The organism is Actinobaculum sp. 313, assembly GCF_003073475.1.
Taxonomy (GTDB): Bacteria; Actinomycetota; Actinomycetes; order Actinomycetales; family Actinomycetaceae; genus Asp313.
Genome location: NZ_CP029033.1, coordinates 1,320,100 through 1,340,886 on the forward strand (window position 1 = coordinate 1,320,100; position 20,787 = coordinate 1,340,886).

General features: G+C 61.7%; 13 protein-coding genes and 1 pseudogene. 7 read left to right on the forward strand and 7 right to left on the reverse strand.

The features are described from left to right. Positions 1-113: 113 nt before the first annotated feature. Together DDD63_RS05705 and DDD63_RS05710 are read right to left on the reverse strand one after the other, a co-directional pair. Entirely contained in the window at positions 114-407 is a 294-nt protein-coding gene (locus DDD63_RS05705; protein ID WP_108715558.1) for a hypothetical protein, read from the reverse strand. Positions 408-670: 263 nt separating this feature from the next. Further along, complete coding sequence (locus DDD63_RS05710) at positions 671-1,573, reverse strand: PfkB family carbohydrate kinase (protein ID WP_108715559.1); 903 nt, start codon at positions 1,571-1,573, stop codon at positions 671-673. Positions 1,574-1,836: 263 nt separating this feature from the next. Here DDD63_RS05710 and pheS point away from each other — a divergent pair, with 263 nt between their 5' ends. Together pheS and pheT are read left to right on the forward strand one after the other, a co-directional pair. Continuing rightward, positions 1,837-2,943, forward strand: a complete 1,107-nt coding sequence (gene pheS, locus DDD63_RS05715; protein WP_108715560.1) for a phenylalanine--tRNA ligase subunit alpha — start codon at positions 1,837-1,839, stop codon at positions 2,941-2,943. 1 nt (position 2,944) lies between these two features. Continuing rightward, complete coding sequence (gene pheT / locus DDD63_RS05720) at positions 2,945-5,545, forward strand: phenylalanine--tRNA ligase subunit beta (protein ID WP_108715561.1); 2,601 nt, start codon at positions 2,945-2,947, stop codon at positions 5,543-5,545. Between the two features lie 58 nt (positions 5,546-5,603). Here pheT and DDD63_RS05725 read toward each other — a convergent pair whose 3' ends face one another. Both DDD63_RS05725 and DDD63_RS05730 read right to left on the reverse strand, forming a co-directional pair. Next, complete coding sequence (locus tag DDD63_RS05725; protein ID WP_240611445.1) at positions 5,604-7,673, reverse strand: DEAD/DEAH box helicase; 2,070 nt, start codon at positions 7,671-7,673, stop codon at positions 5,604-5,606. 336 nt (positions 7,674-8,009) lie between these two features. Then, positions 8,010-9,386, reverse strand: coding sequence for an MFS transporter (locus tag DDD63_RS05730; protein ID WP_108715563.1), 1,377 nt, complete (start codon positions 9,384-9,386; stop codon positions 8,010-8,012). A 202-nt stretch (positions 9,387-9,588) separates the two neighbouring features. On the opposite strand from DDD63_RS05730, the gene aspS reads away from it, so the two are divergent. Together aspS and DDD63_RS05740 are read left to right on the forward strand one after the other, a co-directional pair. Then, the gene (gene aspS, locus DDD63_RS05735; RefSeq protein ID WP_108715564.1) at positions 9,589-11,409 is read left to right on the forward strand and encodes an aspartate--tRNA ligase; all 1,821 of its coding nucleotides are present in this window, start codon (positions 9,589-9,591) and stop codon (positions 11,407-11,409) included. Between the two features lie 104 nt (positions 11,410-11,513). Next, positions 11,514-11,693, forward strand: coding sequence for a hypothetical protein (locus DDD63_RS05740; protein ID WP_205647344.1), 180 nt, complete (start codon positions 11,514-11,516; stop codon positions 11,691-11,693). A gap of 176 nt (positions 11,694-11,869) precedes the next feature. On the opposite strand, the gene DDD63_RS05745 is transcribed toward DDD63_RS05740, so the two are convergent. After that, a complete protein-coding gene (locus DDD63_RS05745; RefSeq protein ID WP_108715565.1) occupies positions 11,870-12,301 on the reverse strand; it encodes a GNAT family N-acetyltransferase in 432 nt (143 codons plus the stop codon). Positions 12,302-12,393: 92 nt separating this feature from the next. On the opposite strand from DDD63_RS05745, the gene DDD63_RS05750 reads away from it, so the two are divergent. Both DDD63_RS05750 and DDD63_RS05755 read left to right on the forward strand, forming a co-directional pair. Continuing rightward, entirely contained in the window at positions 12,394-13,263 is an 870-nt protein-coding gene (locus DDD63_RS05750) for a GNAT family N-acetyltransferase (RefSeq protein WP_108715566.1), read from the forward strand. A gap of 635 nt (positions 13,264-13,898) precedes the next feature. Further along, positions 13,899-15,340 (forward strand): annotated as a pseudogene (locus tag DDD63_RS05755) (M3 family metallopeptidase). A 212-nt stretch (positions 15,341-15,552) separates the two neighbouring features. Here the strand turns inward: DDD63_RS05755 and DDD63_RS13150 are convergent. Continuing rightward, a complete protein-coding gene (locus tag DDD63_RS13150; RefSeq protein WP_108715567.1) occupies positions 15,553-19,128 on the reverse strand; it encodes a S8 family serine peptidase in 3,576 nt (1,191 codons plus the stop codon). 192 nt (positions 19,129-19,320) lie between these two features. Here DDD63_RS13150 and DDD63_RS05765 point away from each other — a divergent pair, with 192 nt between their 5' ends. Beyond that, positions 19,321-19,707, forward strand: coding sequence for a hypothetical protein (locus DDD63_RS05765; RefSeq protein ID WP_108715568.1), 387 nt, complete (start codon positions 19,321-19,323; stop codon positions 19,705-19,707). A 91-nt stretch (positions 19,708-19,798) separates the two neighbouring features. Here the strand turns inward: DDD63_RS05765 and DDD63_RS05770 are convergent, their stop codons facing one another. After that, positions 19,799-20,737, reverse strand: coding sequence for an aldo/keto reductase (locus tag DDD63_RS05770; protein ID WP_108715569.1), 939 nt, complete (start codon positions 20,735-20,737; stop codon positions 19,799-19,801). Positions 20,738-20,787 lie beyond the last annotated feature (50 nt).

The window sequence follows — 20,787 nt, forward strand, 5'->3', positions numbered from 1 at the left end:
TGATGCGACCAGCGCGAGGCGGCAGACTGGGTGGTGTGTTCCCTGCGGAATCAGAGACTTACTACAAGACGTATTCCTCGTACTGCTCATGCCGGGTAGGGCAATACGGTCTCCTAATTCCCGCTGGAGAGACGTTCGGCGACCTTGCCTTTTACATTGACGAAGGTGTCGCGGGCCCTGGAGCCGACGGTTGACGCGGTGCTTTTCAACTGCTGCCCAGCTTGACAGGCGGCCTTCTTAGCCTTGGCGATCCGTTCTTTGTTTTCAGGCTCGTCGAGCTTCTGCTGTACCGTTGTGGCGACACTCCTGGCAGTTTGCGCGGTAGTGTCGGCGAGTTGCTTCGCCTTGTTGGTCGCGGTGTTTGCAAATTGCTTCGCCTTGTTGGCAAGAGAGTCGTTGTCAGCCATCGTTACGGCGCCTCCTTAGTTGTGCCTCCACGGTGCCAATTCCATCGCAGCGGCGGTCACGATCTCCGTCCTATATACGCATACTACCCCGCGAACGTCGATGGCGGACGGGGATAAGTGCAGGCTGAGGCGGAGTCAGCTGTCGGCGCAAGGGCACAGTCGTCAGCGTCGGCCGGGCGCAGAAGGCGTGTGTGTGAGCGTAACGACACCGCGGTCCGCTTGGCGTACCGCGGTGTGCGGGGCACCGGGCGCGATCTGCGCGCCTATTCTGGCGTGACCGTGCGGGGAGTGCCGACCGACGACGTATGCGAGCCGCGTGACTCATTGGTGAGCGCCCAGCCAATGGCACCCAGACCGCGGACCGAGCGGCTGGCAATGTCGATGGCACCGGATAGCGCCTGCAGTTCGCTTTGCCCCGCGGCAAGGGCGGCTGTGAATGCCCCGTGCAACGCATCGCCCGCACCTAGCGTGTCGACGACCTGCGTCGCGGGTACGTGCGGTACGGACAGTGAATAATACTTCCCACCGACAATGGCTTCCACCGGTTCGTTCCCGTTCGAGCGTGCCGCCAGAGTCATTCCGCGCCAGGCGAGCATTTCCAGGAGTTGATCCTCGGCTCCGGGCAGGACGAAGTCGGCGGAGAAAATTCCGTGTGAGACATAGGGGAGAAGAGCAACGGTTCCGTCTTTGTATGATCCGCCGTCGAAAACCACCGGAATACCGAGCTGCTGCGCAGTGCGCGCCAGGGGCAGTTGTACATCGGGAAGGTGTCCGTCGATAAGCAGAGCCGCAGCGTTATCAAGAACATCGGCAGATGGGAAAGTATGGCTGCGTCCACTGCTATTCGTTGATATAACCGTACGGTCGCCGCAGGCATCGATGGCGACGGCGGATATCGCCGGGTCCCCATCGCTTGCCAGGTCGATAGTGTGGACACCGCAGTCGTTGAGCCAACTCAAAGCCATCGTGCCGAAGACACCAGTGCCTATGGGTGAGATGAGTGTGGGCTCCGCACCCAGAATGGCGGCTATACGGGCTGCATTCGCTGCCGGCCCTCCCACATCGAGAAGGGCACCGTTTGCCACGACCTTCTCGTTGGCCGCTGGTACATGCTCAACATTTTGGATGAGGTCGATGGTCGTCAGACCACAGAAGACGGTTCGCATGGCACTAGCCTAGTTGCAGCCCAGGCGCTCGGGCAGGCGGCTGACGGTCGTGTTGCCCAGTCGGGTTTGCGTGGTTGCACGGACCTGCCGGCTGTGGCGTGGTTGGGAGCTGTAGACGCCTACTGATCTCACAGGCCGGGAACTGCCTATGGCAGGACTCGGCACTAGCATGGTGCGAGCAGCGTATTACACGCGATGCGGACAGTCGGGCGCGGCTTGTGGCAATTGACTACACTTGGCACGGACCCAAGGGAAAGGCATGTATGTCTGATATCGAGCTCAGCCCCCTAGACGAGGAGGGCATTACGCGCGCTGTGGAGGAGGCGCGGAAAGCCTTCGCCACTGCGACGACGCTGGAGGAACTGAAGTCGGCTCGGCTTGCCCACAGTGGCGACAATGCGCCAATCACCCACGCAAACATGCTGATCCGCAACTTGGATAAGGCTGATCGGCCGGTGGCGGGTCGGCTGATGGGAGCGGCGCGGAAGGCAGTGCAGGAGGCTTTAGCGCAGGCGACGCAGCGGCTTGAGGATGAAGCAGCTGCACGCGCGATTGCGGAAGAACGTGTTGATGTCACGCTACCGACAGGCCGTGCTCCGCGCGGAGCACGGCATCCGTTGACTGTGCTGATGGAGGATATCGCTGACTTCTTCGTCGGTATGGGATGGGAGATCGCCGAAGGGCCGGAGATGGAACATGAGTGGTTCAACTTTGATGCTCTGAACTTTGGCCCGGATCATCCGGCGCGGCAGATGCAGGATACCTTTTACGTTGATGGAGTCGCCCGCATCGGCGCGGAAGCGGGAGATTCCTCTAGGCCGTCCGCGCAGGAAGCGAGCGGGCTCATCCTGCGTACTCACACATCTCCCGTCCAGGCACACGCGCTGCTGGAACGCGGTGTTCCGCTCTATATCGCGTGCCCGGGCAAGGTGTTTCGCACCGATGCACTGGATGCCACGCACACACCTGTCTTCCACCAGGTCGAAGGTCTTGCCGTCGATAAAGGGCTGACCATGGCCCATCTGAAGGGCACCCTGGACCATTTTGTTCGGACGATGTTCGGCCCGGATGCTCGCACGCGCCTGCGGCCGTCTTTCTTTCCCTTCACCGAACCATCGGCGGAGTTGGATCTGTGGTTCCCGCAGAAAAGGGGTGGCGCCGGTTGGATCGAATGGGGCGGTTGCGGCATGGTCAACCCGAATGTGCTCCGTAACGTCGGCGTCGACCCCGATGTCTACTCGGGCTTTGCCTTTGGTATGGGTATTGAACGAACACTGATGCTGCGCCACGGCATCGCCGATATGCGCGACATGGTTGAAGGCGACGTGCGATTCTCACTTCAGTTCGGCACGACGGGAAGGGGAAACTGAGATGCCGCTTATTCCGATTGGTTGGCTTGGCGCTCATGTTGAGCTGCCGGAAGATCTGACGCCGCAGCAGCTCGCCGCCTCACTGGTGCGCGTCGGTTTGGAGGAAGAAGCCATTCACCCGGCGGAGGTTACTGGTCCCGTCGTCGTCGGGCGCGTGCTAACCCGGCAGGCGAAGGAACAGTCGAACGGCAAAGTGATCAACTACTGCCGTGTCGATGTGGGAGTTCATAACGACAGCCCCGGCACCGGGAAGGAGCCGAGTGAGCTGCCCTCACGGGGCATAATCTGTGGTGCGCACAACTTTGATGCCGGGGACTACGTGGTGGTATCGCTGCCGGGTGCGGTTTTACCCGGTGGGTTTAAGATCTCCGCTCGCAAGACCTACGGGCATATTTCGGACGGGATGATCTGTTCGGCCCGTGAGCTGGGCATTGGCGAGGATCACGCTGGGATCATCGTACTGGCGAAGGCCGACGACGCCGCCGCGATTGCGGCATTGCCCGAGCCTGGCAGCGACGCTCTGCCGTTGCTCGGCGTCGCGGGCGAAACGCTCGAAATCAACATCACACCCGACCGCGGCTATTGCTTTTCCATGCGCGGGGTGGCACGCGAGTACCACCACGCCACGGGTGCAGTCTTCACTGATCCGGGCCTGGCGGAGAATCTGCCGACACCGCTTCCTGCTGCCAACCCCGACGGTTTCCCGGTTGTGGTGGAAGATGACGCACCGATCCATGGTCGGCCTGGATGTGATCGTTTTGTCACACGGGTGGTGCGCGGTGTCGACCCGCAGGCCCAATCCCCGAAGTGGATGCGGGACCGGCTGACGCAGGCGGGGATGCGTCCGATCTCACTGATCGTTGATGCGACGAACTACGTCATGTTGGATCTCGGTCAACCGTTGCACGCGTATGACCTTGACACGGTCGTAGGCCCGCTTGTGGTGCGGCGTGCACGGGACGACGAGCACCTGGTCACCCTCGACGATGTGGACCGCGCGCTCGACCCGGAGGATCTACTCATAACCGATTGTTCCGGAGGGCATGGTGCGCGGGTGCTCGGCCTGGCGGGAACCATGGGCGGCGCTGATACGGAAATTGCTTCCGCAACGACCAATGTGCTCATTGAGGCGGCCCATTTTGACGCCGTGTCCGTTGCCCGCACTGCCCGGCGTCATAAGCTTCCCAGTGAGGCTTCGAAGCGCTTTGAACGGGAGGTCGATCCACTGGTGGCACCTGTGGCCGCGCAGGCCGTGGTTGACATTCTTGTGCAGTACGGCGGCGGCGTGGCGGGCACCGAGGTCACCGACTACTGTGAGATCACACTGCCGGAGGTGATCGAATTTCCCCTGTCCGAGGTCGAGCGCCTCACCGGCTTACGAGTCGACGCCGAGCGTATCGTCACGATCCTCGCCGACATCGGCTGTACCGTCGCCGCAGGAGCTTCGCCGGGCGTCGTTACCGTTACGCCACCGAGCTGGCGGCCGGACCTTGTTGCTCCGGCAGACTATGTGGAAGAAGTGGCACGCATTATCGGCTACGACAATATTGACAGCCTGTTGCCACAAGCCGTTGTCGGCCGGGGTCTGACCACAAAGCAACGCCAACGCCGCGATATTATGCGCGCACTGGCCGAGCAGGGGTGGGTACAGAGTCTCTCATATCCCTTCATTTCTACCGCTAGCATCGACAAACAGGGCATTTCCGAGGACGATACCAGGCGCCTTGCCATACGGTTGAAGAATCCGTTACAGGAAGAGGCGCCGTATATGCGCACATCCTTGCTGGACTCTTTGCTGGACACGGCCCGGCTCAATGTTTCTCGCAGCAATCCGGTAGTTGCCGTGTGCGAGGACGGAGTTGTGACTCATCCGCTTGACTTGGGGCAGGCCGAGCAGCCCGGCGTCGGCGAACGGCCGAGCGATGCGCAAATCGCTACGCTGTTGGAGGCGATTCCCCGCCAGCCGCATCATATTGCGGGTGTGGCCTGTGGGCCGGCCACCGAAGAAAAGACGGGGTTACAGGCGATTGTTTGGGACTGGCGTGATGCAATCGAAGCGGTCAAGACCGCTGCCCGCACCATTGGTGTGGAGTTGGCCGTGAGCGCCGACGAGCGTGCTCCTTGGCATCCCGGACGATGCGCCAAATTGACTCTCAGTGGCGATGCGAATTCCGACGCTGTGATCGGATGGGCGGGAGAACTCGCACCCGCTGCATGCAAGGCATTTGAGCTGCCGACACGGTCCATTGCCTTTGAGCTGGATGCCGATGCGCTGTGCGCGGGCCGTGGCAGTGCAGAGGTACAGGTGGAGCGGATCTTTACGAATCCTGTGGCGAAGGAGGATATTGCTCTTGTCGTTGATGAGGGCGTCACCGCCGCCGAACTTGAGGCGACGATCCGCGCTGCGGCCGGAGAGTATCTGGAGGACGTACGACTCTTTGACGTCTACACCGGCGAACAGGTCCCGGACGGCAAGAAGTCGTTGGCCTTTGCGCTTCGACTTCGCGCGGACCATACGCTTAGCGCCGAGGAGACCGCACGCGTGCGTAAACGCGTTATCAAACAGGCGGAAAAGCGTTTCAACGCCGAATTGAGGGCGTAAGTCGCGCTGCGTAAGGAAGAGGGCCGGGCAGTTTCTTGCCCGGCCCTCTTGCTATTCGTTAGTAGTCACGCTGATTGTTGCGGTTACCTCCGGACCGCTTGCCGTAACCGCGCCCGGCGGAGGAACTGCGGCGCCCATAGCCGACTCGATCATCGCGGTAGGAGGAACCACGCGTAGAGCGACCGTTACCGCCGGCACGAGAGCGATCCGTGCGCGAATATCCGCCTCTCTCATAGCGACGATCCTTATCTCCGAAGCGTGTGCGCCCCCGGCCCGCCTGGTCGCCGCCACGGGAGCGGAATCCGGTACGGTCTTCGCGGCGGCGGTTACCGCGGTCTCTACCGCCTTCGCGCCGGTCGCTACGTCCCGCATCATCACCGTGGCGCGTATCCGAATGACGCGGACCGGTATCCTCGGTGATGCGCAACTCACGCCCGGAAACGCGCGCCTGCGCGATGCGGCGCCGTGCTTCGGGGGAGAGGGGAACACCGATTTCGACCAGCGAGAAGGTGGGGAAGATGTCAATATGCCCCAGATCGGAACCGGAAATCCCACCTTCACCGGTAATCGCGCCGACGATTGCCCCGGGTTTCACGCGATCCTTGTGACCGACTTCCACACGGTAACGTACCGCGTTTTCCAGTGTGGGCTGCGAACGCCGCTCCTTGCGCTCCCACCCACGGCTTCGTTCGGGTTCTCGGACCGTGAGACTTTCGGGTTCCTCGTCAGCCGCTGGTCCCGGATCGCGCACGCCGATGGCCAGAAGTGCCAGGATCAGATCGTCGCGGCTGAAAGGTTCTGGTGCGGTGGACTCGCGTTCATCAAACTGCTCCATGACCTCGCGGTATACGCCGAGCCGACCGTTCGCGAAGCGCTGCCGCGCCTTATCGAGCAGCTTGTAGGCGCGAAGTTTGGACACCTCGGCGGCGGTGGGCAGTTCCACCTGCTCCATATGTGAAGACGTCTGCTTTTCAATACGGCGCAGACGCGCTCTTTCCTTCGGCGTGACAAAGGTAAGTGACTCACCGGTGCGCCCCGCGCGGCCGGTACGGCCAATGCGATGAACATATGTATCCGTCTCACGCGGAACATCAAAGTTCACAACGAGTCCGATTCGGTCCACATCAAGACCGCGTGCGGCGACGTCGGTTGCGACGAGCACGTCAAGTGTCCCGTCGCGCAGGCGCGCGACGAGCCGCTCCCGGTCACGCTGTGCAACATCACCGGAGAGAGCAGCGGTGGAGACGCCGCGCGCTCCCAGCTCAATGGCCAGGTCTTCAGCGGTGGCCCGAGTTCGCACAAAAACAAGTGCAGCGTCCGCCTCGGAAACGGCTAGGACTCGAGCCAGGGCACCAATTTTGTGGCGCTGGGGCACAACCGCGAAGGTCTGGTGCACGGTGGCCACGGTGGAGGCCGGGCGGGAGATCGTCACTTCGACCGGTTCTCTGAGATGCCGCTCGGCAACGCGCCGGATCGGCGGCGGCATGGTGGCGGAGAAGAGAGCCGAGATACGCTCGGACGGTAGGGCCCCGGCTATGCTCTCCACGTCTTCGGCAAAGCCCATGCGCAGCATTTCGTCGGCTTCGTCGAGAACAAAGTAGCCAACCCCGTCCAGTTGCAATGCGCCGCGGTCCATGAGGTCCATAATCCGGCCGGGAGTGCCGACCACAACCTGTGCCCCGTTCTCCAGCGCCCGCAGTTGCGGGCCGTAGGGCGCACCGCCGTAGACCGCCACTACTTCGACATTTCGGGAATGAGCGGCGAAGGACTCCACCGCCTCCGCACCTTGCATGGCAAGCTCGCGGGTGGGCGCGAGGACGAGAGCCTGCACCCGCTCGGACTCAGGATCGATATGCGCCAGTAGCGGTAGTGCGAAGGCCGCCGTCTTTCCGGTACCGGTTTGCGCCACACCGACGACGTCGCGTCCGGCCATGAGAGGGGGAATCGCCTTTGCTTGAATGGCAGTCGGAGAAAGGAAACCGCGATCGGTCACGGCGGCGAGCAGATCCTCTGGCAGATCGAGGTCGGCGAAGGAAAGATCGGTGGAATTAATATCATCGGCGCTAGTGGCTGGGGAGTCGACGTCGTCGACCGGCACGCCCGCGGGCACCGTTAATGGCTCAGACATGTACATACCTGTGGTTGCTGGTCCAGCGCGCGCCACGAAGCAGACACTGCGCGCCTGCCGCACACACTCTTGACACATCCACGGCAGAAAGGCTGGGGCGCGAATGCGCCTCGTAGATTCTAGCTGGTCGCATGCGGCTACCGCCGCAGTGTGCCGGTGAAATAGGGCACGCGGGATCGAAGGTGACGCTGCTTGTAGCCGTCTCGTATTCGCGCAGCTAGTTTGGCGTGGGCGGCCTGCACGGTGGCTGAGAGTGTGGTTGGGTTAACAAGCGGAAACTAGAGAAAGCCAGAGGCGTCGCCGTGGGCGCCGAAGAGGAATCGGGGCAAGCCCCGTCTATTGCTCGTGGTCGGCAGCGAGAGACGCGCGCTGCTGCGCCTCCTCCCGTGAGCCGGGATGTGGTTGAACGCGCCGCGCAACCATAACTGCCATAAGCATGACAAGTGCGATGCCACCAAATACAGTGGCAAATGCCGCAGACTCCTGCGGCATGACGAGGGCAAAGGCGATTCCGCCAATTGCCACACAGAAAGCCGACCCCAGGGTATCGGCCAACTGCAGCGCCGAGCTTGTGCGCCCCTGATTCTCCGGTGCAGTCAGGGAGAGGCCGTGCACCGTCATCGCCGGGTAAGACAGGCCGATTCCTAGACCGGATATGGTCCATCCGGCAAGGACGACCAGTCCGGTTACCTCGGGGAAGCTACCCGGGAGGACAACAAGGATGCCGAAAAGCTGGATGAAAGCTCCAGTCACTGCGAGTCTGCGTCGTCCGGAGAAGGAGGTGATTCGGCCCTGGATTGCAGAGCCGATGGCCCAGGTGACCGAACCGACGGTAAGGATCAGACCGGCCTGGGCGGGGTTCCAGCCGTGGACGTCTTGCAGGAGGAGCGGCAAAAAGGCTTCGATCCCAATGAAACTCCCGTTGATCAACCCGCGCAGCAACACTGTTGATGCCAAGCCGCGGCGCGATATAAAGGTGCCGAGCGGCAATAGTGGCTGGATGGAGACGAAGGCAATCACAGTGGCCAGGGCAATGACGGTTATCAGCCAGGCGGAAAAGGAATCGGACGGCGTGCCGGATACAGCTTGGAGTACGCCGACGGCAATGCCGGCGATTAACGCGGGCATGGCGCTTCGCCGCAGCTCTGAGCGCGTAGTGGGTGTGGTCTCGTACGGAATTGTGCGGGTTGACATGACCAGTGAAGGAGCGGCCAGCAAGAGCACCGCCGGTACCACTCCGAAAACAATACGCCAGGAGGCGTGTTGGACGATAAATCCCGCCACAGCGGGACCGACAATCGCGGGTACTACCCAGGCAGCGGCAAAGGCGGCGAAAAAACCCGGCTGACGAGACGGGCGCACGTTGTAGCCCACCATGGTGTACAGCGGAACGACGACGAGCCCTCCGCCCAAACCCTGAATGGCTCGGCCCAGGATGAGGACGTAGGCGTTGGGCGCGATGGTGCACACGAGGAGACCCGTGAACAGAGCGGCGACGCCGGTGTAGAGGCATGACTGCGGACTCTTTGTATCGGACCACGGCCCGCCAGCGCGGTGGTAATGAGCTGCCCTGCCATGGGAACGCCCATCGCCAGGGCGTAGAGATTCTTGCTGTCGAGCGAACGCATGACGGTTGGCATGGCAGTCGCAACGGCGATAGCCTCGAAGGCGACTACGGTGATTAGTCCTACGGCCAGAACCCGTAGGCTCCACTCCTGCCGTCGGTTCAAATAGTTCCGCGGTCCCTCGTCGCGTGTAACGCTCACCCGTGCCTCCTCAATACGTGCCAATCGGCTATTCTCGCAGAAGCTTGGGCGCGAGCGCTACCATGGTCGAGCGGCTGTCGCCCGTCTCGCGGTGGCCGGGCACCCGCTCGTCTCGCGGGTGCGAACATACAACAGAAAGAGGTAACAGCGTGCTGCGTACGCATAACGCCGGCTCCCTACGGGCCGCCGACATCGGCTCCACCGTCACACTCGCCGGATGGGTGGACCGGCGCCGCGATCACGGCGGGATTGCTTTTATCGACCTGCGAGATGCCTCCGGTATCGCACAGGTAACCATCCGCGAAGAGGTCGCCCACGAATTGCGTAGCGAATACTGCCTGCAGGTGATGGGCGTGGTGCGTGAGCGACCCGAGGGTAACGCCAATGCCGCCCTGGCCACCGGTGACATCGAGGTTGAAGCCGACACCGTCAATGTCCTCAACCCCAGTGCACCGTTGCCATTCCAGGTGTCGGACCACGCCGAAGGCGCCAGTGACGTCAGCGAGGAGGTGCGCCTGAAGTACCGCTACGTTGACTTGCGCCGCAGTAGTGAACAACATGCGCTCAGGCTGCGGGCAAAGGTGAACCAGGCGGCGCGGCGTGTGCTCGATGCGGAGGATTTCGTAGAGGTGGAAACGCCCACCTTGACTCGATCTACTCCCGAAGGGGCGCGCGATTTTCTGGTGCCCGCGCGACTGAATCCAGGAACCTGGTATGCGCTTCCGCAGTCGCCACAGCTTTTCAAACAATTGCTCATGGTGGCCGGAATGGAACGGTACTACCAGATCGCCCGCTGTTACCGCGACGAAGACTTCCGCGCGGATCGACAGCCGGAATTCACCCAGTTGGACGTTGAGATGTCCTTCGTCGAGCAAGACGATGTCATCGCCGTCGCGGAGAAGGTCCTGCAGGAAGTTTGGGCACAGATCGGATACGAACTGGTCACCCCGGTCCCTCGTATCACATACGCCGATGCGATGGCCCGGTTCGGCTCCGACAAGCCGGACCTACGTTTCGGATGCGAACTGGTGGATCTGACGGAGTTCTTCCGCGACACGCCATTCCGCGTGTTCCAGAACCCCTATGTTGGTGCCGTCGTCATGCCCGGAGGCGCCTCCCAGCCGCGGCGTACCTTCGATAAGTGGCAGGAGTGGGCCAAGGCGCGAGGAGCCCGTGGCCTCGCATATGTGACCATTGCCCAGGACGGCACGCTCGGCGGTCCGGTTGCGAAAAATATCTCGGATGCCGAGCGGGCGGGGCTGGCCGAGTCCACCGGGGCGCAGCCCGGAGACTGCATTTTCTTTGCGGCCGGTGAACCGACCGCTTCACGTGAACTTCTTGGAGCTGCGCGCCTGGAGATCGGTCGGCGCTGCGGCCTGATTGATCCGAATGCTTGGGCGTTCACCTGGGTCGTCGACGCTCCGCTGTTTAAGCCGGCGGCGCAGGCGCAGGCGGAAGGCGATGTGGCACTTGGCTCAGCATGGACGGCCGTGCACCATGCGTTCACCTCGCCGAAGCCGGAGTGCATGAAGACTTTTGATACGGATCCCGCTAGCGCACTCGCCTACGCCTACGACATTGTCTGCAACGGCAACGAAATCGGTGGCGGCTCCATCCGTATTCATCGGCAGGACGTCCAGGAGCGCGTCTTCCAGGTTATGGGTCTGAGTGAGGAGGATGCGCAGGAGAAATTCGGCTTCCTGCTCAATGCGTTCAAATTCGGAGCGCCGCCCCACGGTGGAATCGCCTTCGGCTGGGATCGTATCGTTGCACTCTTGTGCGGTGCACCATCCATTCGGGATGTCATCGCCTTCCCAAAGATCGGTGCCGGCTGGGATCCGCTGACCGATGCCCCGGCGCCGATCACTGCCACGCAGCGTAAAGAGGCGGGTGTCGATGCAAAGCCGAAGAAGCGAGGTCTCCAAGCGAACGCTGTTAGCGATCCGTCTACCAGCGAAAACGCCTCATGAAGCGGCAGTAATCGCCTATAATATGTGACGTGGGCCACTGTAACCACACAGCCGCCTTGTACTACGGCTGACGGTGGTCCACGACAACAGAAAGGGCAATAGACATGCTGACCGTTATCTCATGGTTAATTGTTGGATTGCTGGCAGGAGCGTTGGCGCGGCTCCTGATGCCGGGCGACCAGGGCAGTGGCTGGATTGGAGCCATCTGTCTGGGCATCGTTGGTGCCATCGTGGGAGGTTTTCTCTGGGCCTCATTGGAGGCAAAGGGGTCGAGCAGGTATTGAACGACCCGTGGTCCCTGGGATCATTTCTCATAGCGGTTGTCGGCGCGATTCTGTTCTCTTTTGTGTGGCGCGCGCTCACGCGAAAGAGGTAGCGTCATAGGGCGGTGGGGCACCCGGCGAACCGGGTGCCCCACCCTTTTGTTCATGTCCGATTCAGCCCTTACAGGTTCCCGTGGCTACCCGCGCAAAAGGCAGCGGACTGCGGCGGATTCGGCGGACCCAAGTCCGCTGCGAGCATAGAATGCGAGAGTTTTGGCGTCGTCGTCTGTGATCAGCACGAATTGCCGCACGTGCGCGAAACGGTCGAGAGCGTCATTCAGGAGGCGCGTTCCTACGCCTTGCCCCTGTAGTTCCGGCACTACGAGCAGGTCTTGGACGTAGGCGATGGAGACGTCGTCGCCGACCACTCGCACCAAGCCCGCAAGGGTGTCATCCCGCCAAGCGGTTTCACACCACAGTGAGTTCGTCACCGCTTGATATAGTTTCTCCGGGCTCTGTGTGTAGGCATCCCATCCCACGCTGGAATACAGGGGGAGAAGTTCATGAATTCGCGGCCGAATCTCGTTGTCGTAGCGGACTTTTGAGATGTCTCTTTTCGATTCGGTCATTCAAATACTCTCACTTCCGCCGTTGCTGGCACTGTCGCTTCTTGCGCCTATGATACTGACATGCGTGAATCAGGGAGGAAAGGAGGCTTGCGGTGAAGTCGTCGCACACGGATCTGTGGGAAGTAACCGACTCCTACGGACCTGCCGCGGAGAAGCTCCGGGGCACGTCCTCGATATTCTGGCGTCTTCATATGGCCGATTGGCTTCACGCGGCTCCCGAACGGGGTTTTGATGTGCTGTGGAATGTCGATGAGGAGGAAGCGGCCATCCTCATGGTGGCAGAGCCGGTTGCAACGGGCGAGCACGCTGCGGAGCATTCGGATCCTACGGCTGGTAGTACACAGGTCGCCTTCCGCCTCTTTGCGCAGGGCGAGGAGCATGCCGTAGCCACGCAACTGGAGCGCCACGGCGATCTTCCGCGCCCAGATTGGGCATTGGTATCCGACGGCATTCAAAAGGTGATATCGACGCGAGTGCGAAGCTGGTTGCCTTCCCACTGGGGTAATGAGTGGGATGCCTATTGGACGACGACGCCTGTTGCCGCCCGCAGCGGTGAGGAGCGCGTAGAAGTGGTCAACGATGTCCAAGAGGTGGTAGAGCTGCTCATAGTCGCGAACCCGACAACCGACGCGTTACGTGATCCCGATGGACACCGCTGGTGGGGACTGCGCGACGACGACGGCGCGCTGGTATCGGTGGTAGGGGTACACGACCGACGTGATATGGACGGTCGGCCCGTCGCCGCATTGTCAGGCCTCGGCACGCTTCCGACTGCACGCGGAGGCGGCTTCGGCGGGGCGCTGATGGCCGGTGCGACACGCCGCGAACTTACGAACCACGACATTGTGAGTTTCGGTATGTGGTCAGGGAATGACCGCGCCCGGCACCTGTACGAGCGGCTCGGGTATCGGCACGCCGGTAGGCAAGTCATGGCTTCCAGCCAGCCCTTCCCGGCCCACTGAGCGCCTAGAATCTGATCGTGCTAGTTGATGAACTACCCGATTTCACGTCGATAACGCCCGCTGGTCTCGCGGCGCGTATTCGCGAGCAACTGACCGCCTGCGCCCGAGAACTGGAGCGCATCGCATCGCAAACAGAACACGCCACGGTGGAGAACACACTGGTTCCCTTTGAACTCGGTGACGCCGAACTTAGGGCAGACTTGGGTCTGCTGTGGACATACTCCGGATCGGTGGGCGGAAGTCAGTGGGAGGCTGTGGAAGCTGAACTCAGTGCGCCCCTGGCGCGGTACGAAGATGCGCGCTACCAGGATCCGCAGCTCTTCCAACGCTTCGAGGTGCTTGCGGGGTCCGAGACCGATGAACAGACCGCACGCACGATCAGCGAACACTTGAAACGCTTCCGTGCCAGCGGTGCGCATTTGCCTGCGGAGCCTCGGCAGCGATTGCGAGAGATCAACGCGCGGCTGGCGGTGCTGGAGACCGAATTCAACCAACGTGTTGTGCGCAGTTCACTGGTGGGCGCCGTGCCATTCAGCGAGGCGGATATCCGCGGCCTCACCGATAATCAGCGTGCCGGGCTCGCGGCTGACGCCGCTGCGCATCCCGAGCTGGCGGACGGTCATCCATTTCTCGCCGTGTTGCGTGCACCGACTCAACAGCCACTGCTGACAAACCTGGACAGTGCCGCAGCCCGAGCGCGGCTGTTGGAGGCGGCACTGGCGCGGGGTGACGGTCATGATCCCAAATCGGATACGCGCCATATTGTGCTGGAGACGGCACGCTTGCGCGCGGAGAAGGCAGAGTTACTCGGCTACGCGGATTACGCCGCATACGTCGCCGCTGCGAGCACCGCCGGGTCTTCGCGGGCCATTGACGCATTCCTGACATCCTTGGTTGAACCGGCACGCAGGAATGTGGAGGCCGAGCGTGAGGCGCTGGTGGCCGAATACCGTGCAGATGGTGCGGAGTGGGAAGTCACTCAGGGCGTATCCGGCGGATTTACCGCAGCGGATTGGGCCTACGAACGGGCGCGGAGTCGTAGGGAGAAGACAGCCATCGACGAGGCAGACCTTTCACCCTATTTCGAACTTTGGAACGTGATCGAGAACGGGGTTTTCTTCGCCGCGAATCGCCTCTACGGGCTGGAATTCGTCCCGCGCCCCGAATTACGCGGCTATGCGCCCGACATGCGAGTGTGGGAGGTCCGCGACGCGGACGGCCAGGTGTTGGGTCTTTTCCTCGGCGACTATTACGCGCGTGCCGGAAAGGCCGGGGAGCATGGATGCATTCTTTGCAGGACCGTTCCCGCCGTGGTCACCACCATGCGATCATCTGCAACAACCTCAATATCACACGGCCGCCCGCGGGAGAACCGACCCTGCTGACATGGGATGAGGTGACCACGTGTTTCCACGAGTTCGGCCACGCCTTGCACGGCTTTCTGAGTGACGTCGAATGGCCCTCGACGGCCGGCACTGCAGTCCCGCGCGACTTCGTCGAATATCCTTCGCAGGTCAACGAAGTGTGGGCGGCGCACCCTCAGGTACTTGCCTCCTATGCCCGGCACGTTGAAACCGGAGCAGCCCTCCCGACGTCGTTCGCCGCCTATCTGCGCAGCGAGGGCGACGGTGAGGATGGTTTCGCCATATCGGAGATGCTGCAGGCGGTGCTTCTCGATCAAGCGTGGCACCGGCTGCGAATCAAAGATGTTCCCACACAGGATGCAGCGGTTACCGAGTTTGAAAGGCAAGCTCTGCAAGCCACCGGCATGGGAACACCGTTGATACCACCGCGCTATCGCTCCACGTACTACAAGCATATTTTCGGTAGCGACTACAGTGCCGGATACTACTCCTACCTGTGGTCCGAAGCACTGGATGCGGATACGGTTGATTGGCTACGCACGGAAGGAGCCAATGGCGACGACGGCGGCCTGAATCGACGGGCGGGTGAGCGGTTGCGCGCCTGTGTGCTCTCACGCGGAAACTCGCGTGACCCGATGGAGGGATTCCGCCAGTTGCGTGGCCGCGACGTTGATACAAGGGCCCTGTTGCGACGGCGCAATCTAGAGAGGTGATACCCAGTGGCGACGGCGCGAAGCAACAGATGTGTACGTGTGCCCAGCGCCGTCGCGTCCGGTCTTCGTTGCGCACCACCATGTGGCATTGCTCTGCGGGGCGGTGGTGGCCTTCGGTTGGTCTATAAACGCCTATCGGAATAGGAGAGGGGCCCGCGGCACGTGCCGCGGGCCCCTCTTGATGTGTCTAGCTCCCGGGAGAGTTGGACAGACTAGGGAAGTAGCACCAGGGTATCGACGCCGTCACCGTCCCAGTCACCAACCGCAACCGTCCCGGTGGCGCTTCCCACCGTGTACGTTGCGTCAGCATTGCCACCGCGGAGCGAGTTGGTCAGGAAGTAGGTGTCGCCGCGGCGCACCGCGAAGGTATCTTTCCCGTCGCCATCCCAATCGCCTACCAGGAGTGCATCGGCAGAGCGTCCGTATGCAAAAGACGTCTCTGCGGCGCCGGCTCGTAGGGTGTTGTTGACGAAGAAGACGTTGCCGCGGCGGACCGCGAGGGTGTCCTTACCGTCGCCGTCCCAGTCACCGACAAGCACCTCGTCGCCGCTGCGTCCGAAGGTGAAAGTGGTGTCCGCGTTGCCGCCAGCCAGGGTGTTGGCAATATAGAAGGTGTTGCCGCGACGTACTGCGAGGGTGTCCTTGCCGTCCCCGTCCCAGTCACCGACAAGCACCTCGTCGCCGACACGCCCGTAATGGAAGGACGAGCTCGTCAGGCCGTCGGAGCGGGTCCCGCCTGCGGTATCGAATCCGTCCGAGTAGGCGAACTTGTTGCCATTGCGGAACATGAAGGTATCAACGCCATCGCCGTCCCAGTCACCGACAAGTACAACTCCCGCAGCAAGGGGGCCGACCAGGGTCGACGCATCCGAGTCCCAGCTGTTCATCAGTGTGGCACGCGGCTCGGCCGGCTCAGGCTGATCGGTCGGTTCCGCATTCGGATCGGAGCGGACAACGAATGCGGGGCTGGTCCACGTTTCGTTGTTTTCGCCGTTTTGTGCTTGCCCGAGGCCCTTGGTGACCGTCACTTCGAGGATGTACCGGCCATCGGGCACGTCGAGAGCAGTATCCGTATTGGCCGAGTCGTAGTACGTGCCATCCCACAGATACATGGCCGTGCCGGAGTTCGCTCCCGCGCCATCGGAATGGTAGACGGAGCCGTATTCGGAGACCGGATCGCCCTTCGAACCGTCGGCATTGGCATGGTAGGCCTGAATGTCGAACATGCTCACCGGATTCTCCAGGTGCAAGGCAACAATCGGTACGTCGCCGTCGGCCATGGTGTAAACCGCGTCCGCATCCTCCAAGCGATACTCCGCATCGGAATCCATGCACTCCTGACCGAAGAAGAGCCCGTTGGGGCACGCGGTCAGTCGCGCGAGAGTGGGCTGCTGGAATAGCAGTCGATCCTCGGGGATACCGGCCTGGGCCAGCGTGGCGGAGGAGTAGACGTCACCGTAGGTCCACGTGCTATGTAAGAATTCGAGATCGGTCTCGTAATCGCCCTTCAAACCGGCGAATGGCACCTGGCGTACCGTATTATCCGAACCGCTGAGCACAACGTAGCCGCCGTAAATGGCTCCCGCCGGCAAGTCATACTGTGCACCGGTGGCAGTACTGGCAAAGTGTGTCGGCTCGTCAATAGTGACCTCAACCGTCCGAGTCGCTCCAGCCGGCACGGTCACGGTATCCGCGGAGAATGTGACCTGCGGGTCGAATCCCACCAGGCTGAAGAAGTAACGGTTCGGCCCCCACGTACCTGCCGGGGTCGTGTCGGCACTGAGCGTGTACACGACCTCCTCATCGGAGCGGTTCGTGATGGTCAGCGTCGTTGGTTCGTTGGAATCCGAATCACCCAGGGAGATCTTCGACGGCGTAATGGTGGAGGGCAGCGATTTCACCCCGGCACCACGGTTGGAGGTAACAGCCGCGACGGCATCGGGAACGTCAATCAGTCCCGCGCCCTGGCGATGAATTGCCTCTTTCGCTTCAACTACGCCGGTGTTGTCGGCGAGCTCAAGCGGATTCGCAGTGTTTTGCAGTACTGTCCGCACCTGGTCCGGGCTGACGGCCGGATTGGCCTGCAGGACGAGGGCTGCCGCGCCGGCCGTATGTGGTGCCGCCATCGACGTTCCACCCAAAGTCGCAAAGCCGGAACCATCGCCGTCGGGAGCATCGAGCGGATAGGCGGAATAGATGTTTCCACCCGGTGCCAACACATCTGGCTTCAAGGTCAGGTCAGCAGCGAGTCCGTAGGAAGAGAAGCTAGAGATCTGACCACCGGCAGGGTCTTCGGAAGCCGTGGTCTGATCCGTCCAGGTGATACTGGCATCGCCTGCGGCGGCCAAGGCTTCCAGCGCAGCACCTTGCTCCTGCGTGATCGTGACAACCGGGATAGTGATCGGCGGATCACCCGCAACCGTGGCATTGATGGTGCCCGCTTGGTTGTTGTAAATGATAACAGCGGCAGCTCCGTCGGCCTGCGCGGCAGCAGCCTTGTCATAGAAGGTTGAGGTGCCGCGTGAGACGAGGACGGCTTTGCCAGTGAAGGAATCATCGCCAATCGATACGGCTCCTGTCTTCTGGCCGTCGGGGTAGACAGCCAGCTCAAAAGTCCCGCTCTTCGGCGCAGTCGGGGCATTGCTAGCGGAAAGATATCCGTAGACCTGTCCGTCGGCGGCTTGGAAGGAGGGTAGCGTGATAAAGGTGTTATCGACGGAGCCCACCGAGATAACCTTACTCGCTACGGACGGAGCCCCACCGGAGAAGATGCCGCGCTCTCCCGAATTACCCTGTGAAACGGTAACAACGATGCCTGCGTCGGCCATATTGTTGGCCGCCACCGCGGTCGGATAATTCGGCCACGTCTGGAAGGAAGCACCGATGGACATATTCACAACATCCATACCATCTTTTGCGGCGCGTTCCATCGCCTGCAGCATGATGTCGGAATCGGTTGAGCCATCGCAACCGAAGACGCGGTACGCACCGAGGAGCGCGTCGGGGGCGACGCCCTTTAGCTCGGAAGCGGTGTCATCTCCAGCGGCAATACCAGCCACATGGGTTCCGTGACCGCCACAGTCGTCGGGATCCTCATCCGGTTGGGGAGTCGGATCGTAGTTCGCATCGGAGGTATCCGAGTTGAATGAATCACCGACGAAGTCGTAGCCGGCCACCACTTTAGGTGTCGGGAAGGTCGATTCACCGGACACACCGGTACCACCGAAAACCGTGTTGTCATAGTCGATGCCCGAGTCGATGATGCCAATCTTGACGCCCTGACCGGTGAGTCCCAACTCGTTTTGGGCCACGGAGGCCCCCGTGAGGTCCCGCGCGCTAAACATATCCGGCGAGGCGGTGAAATCGGGGGTTTCGTCCGGGCGTTCGACGACGAGAACGGGATAAACACCCGTCACGTTAGAAGCCTTGGTAATCTCGTCGAGGCCCTCCGCAGTGGCTGTGACCGTGAGTCCATTCCACGTCTGGTCGAAGGAGTTCTGAATCTCGACTTCGTCGTCGGAAACTTGCCGATCAAATGTTTGTTGTTGCTTGCTGATCGTAGTGCTAGATCCACCGGCGAGCACCGGGTCTGCACTCAGCTCAACAAACCACTTGCCCGTAAAGCCGCTTGTCTGATGTGCGGTGTCAAGTAGTTGATCGGCCTTAGGCAGGTCCGCGGGGACCTCGTCGTGATCGGCGTAAACAGGTGCGGCGGCACCGGCACCGAGAGCGGCGGTAGCCACTAGGACCGTACCGATGCGCCATCTCCTTGAGGAGTATTTCGTCATGTGTGATTCCCTTCGTCTGGGTACCGTCCGCACGTGGACGGACGGTGTTGGACAATTTTCACACCGTGAACGCAATCATGCACGGTCGGCTTTCATGGTGGACAAGCTTGCTTTGACGATCAGCATTTCGACTCTGGCGTGAAAGGCGGATTAAGTGTGGCCTTACAACGTGGTGGGCGCTAGGCTGAACCTATGGCTACCGACCCGCGCGAAGCATTCGACCGACTCATTGGGGCACTCGAAGCATTTCATCAGGCGGCAGTAACGGCACAGGACCCTGGCGCACCCAGTGTGATCGAGGCGAGCGAGCTGCTTGTGAATGCCTACACCCTGTACGACGATTTCCTCTTCACCCAGTGTGGCGTTGAAGCGCCATTGGACGTATACAGCACAGAGGAAGATGTGACGGACGAGTTCGACGACGATCTTGACGCCGGTGAACGCTTCACCGACCTCGACGACGAGGATTATGAGGATGACCTCGACTACGAGGACGACCTCGACGATGATTATGAGGATGACGACGTCGACGAGGCAACCGACGATCCGGAGTATGACGACGATCTCGACGACGAGTAGGTGACTGACCATGCGTGCCGCCCGGCCCCGGTGCGCACTCGGCCTGCCGGGGCGCTGCCGGACACGACGGCGTCGACTGCTTCACGCCGACCTATTGCGTGACGTCGTCGAGCGCTTCGGCCACGAGGAAGGGCAGATCCTCAATCGCGCCGAGAACGGAAGTCAGCTGGGAAGCGGTCCGCGCTCCGAGCAGGGCACTGGCAACCTGAGGGCGACCGAGGACCCAGCCGAGCGCAACGTCAGCGGGAGTGCGTCCAAGTCCATCGGCGGCCCGTGTCAACGCCTCGACGATGCGGCGCGGCCTCTCCTCGAGGTACGGATCGACGAAAGCGGCAAGGTGCTCCGACGCGGCGCGGGAGGTCGGAGGAATCGAGTGGCGGTACTTGCCCGTGAGAACGCCCCGGCCCAGCGGAGAGTTGGCAAAGAGTCCCATGCCCATATGCCCGCACATGGGAACGACCTCGGCCTCGCAGGAACGTTCCAGCAGGGAGTATTCCGTTTCGATCACAATAAGCGCAGGTAACTTCCGCTCGGCAAGCAACTGCTGCAGGGCGGCAGCCCGCCATGCCGGGTACCCCATTAGCCCGATGTACCGAACCTGCCCAGAAGCTACAAGCCCGCTCAAGCCTGCCGCCGTCTCCTCGTCCGGTGCCAGGGGATCGGGCGCGGCCAATAGAAGAATATCGAGGTAGTCAGTGCCCAGGCGGGCAAGGGATTCGGCCACCGAGTCACGAATGGCTCCCAGTCCAGCGCCGAAACGCGGGCCGGCAGGAGTGGAGCGGAAGCCCGCCCGCGAGCAGATAACGAGCCGTTCACGCGGGAATCTTTCGGCCAGAAGTGTTCCGATCAGGGCCTCAGAGGCACCTTGTCCGAAAGCGGGGGAGGTATCCAGTAAAGATCCGCCCGCGTCTAGGAGCACGCGCAGCTGCTCCTGTGCCTCTGCCTCGTCGGTATCCCGTCCCCACGTCAGTGTTCCGAGTCCTACCTCACCGACGACTAGACCACTACGTCCTACTGCGCGTTCTCTCATAATGCGAAGCCTAGTGCACCATGGCACCTTACACGGTTAAGTGAGCCTTC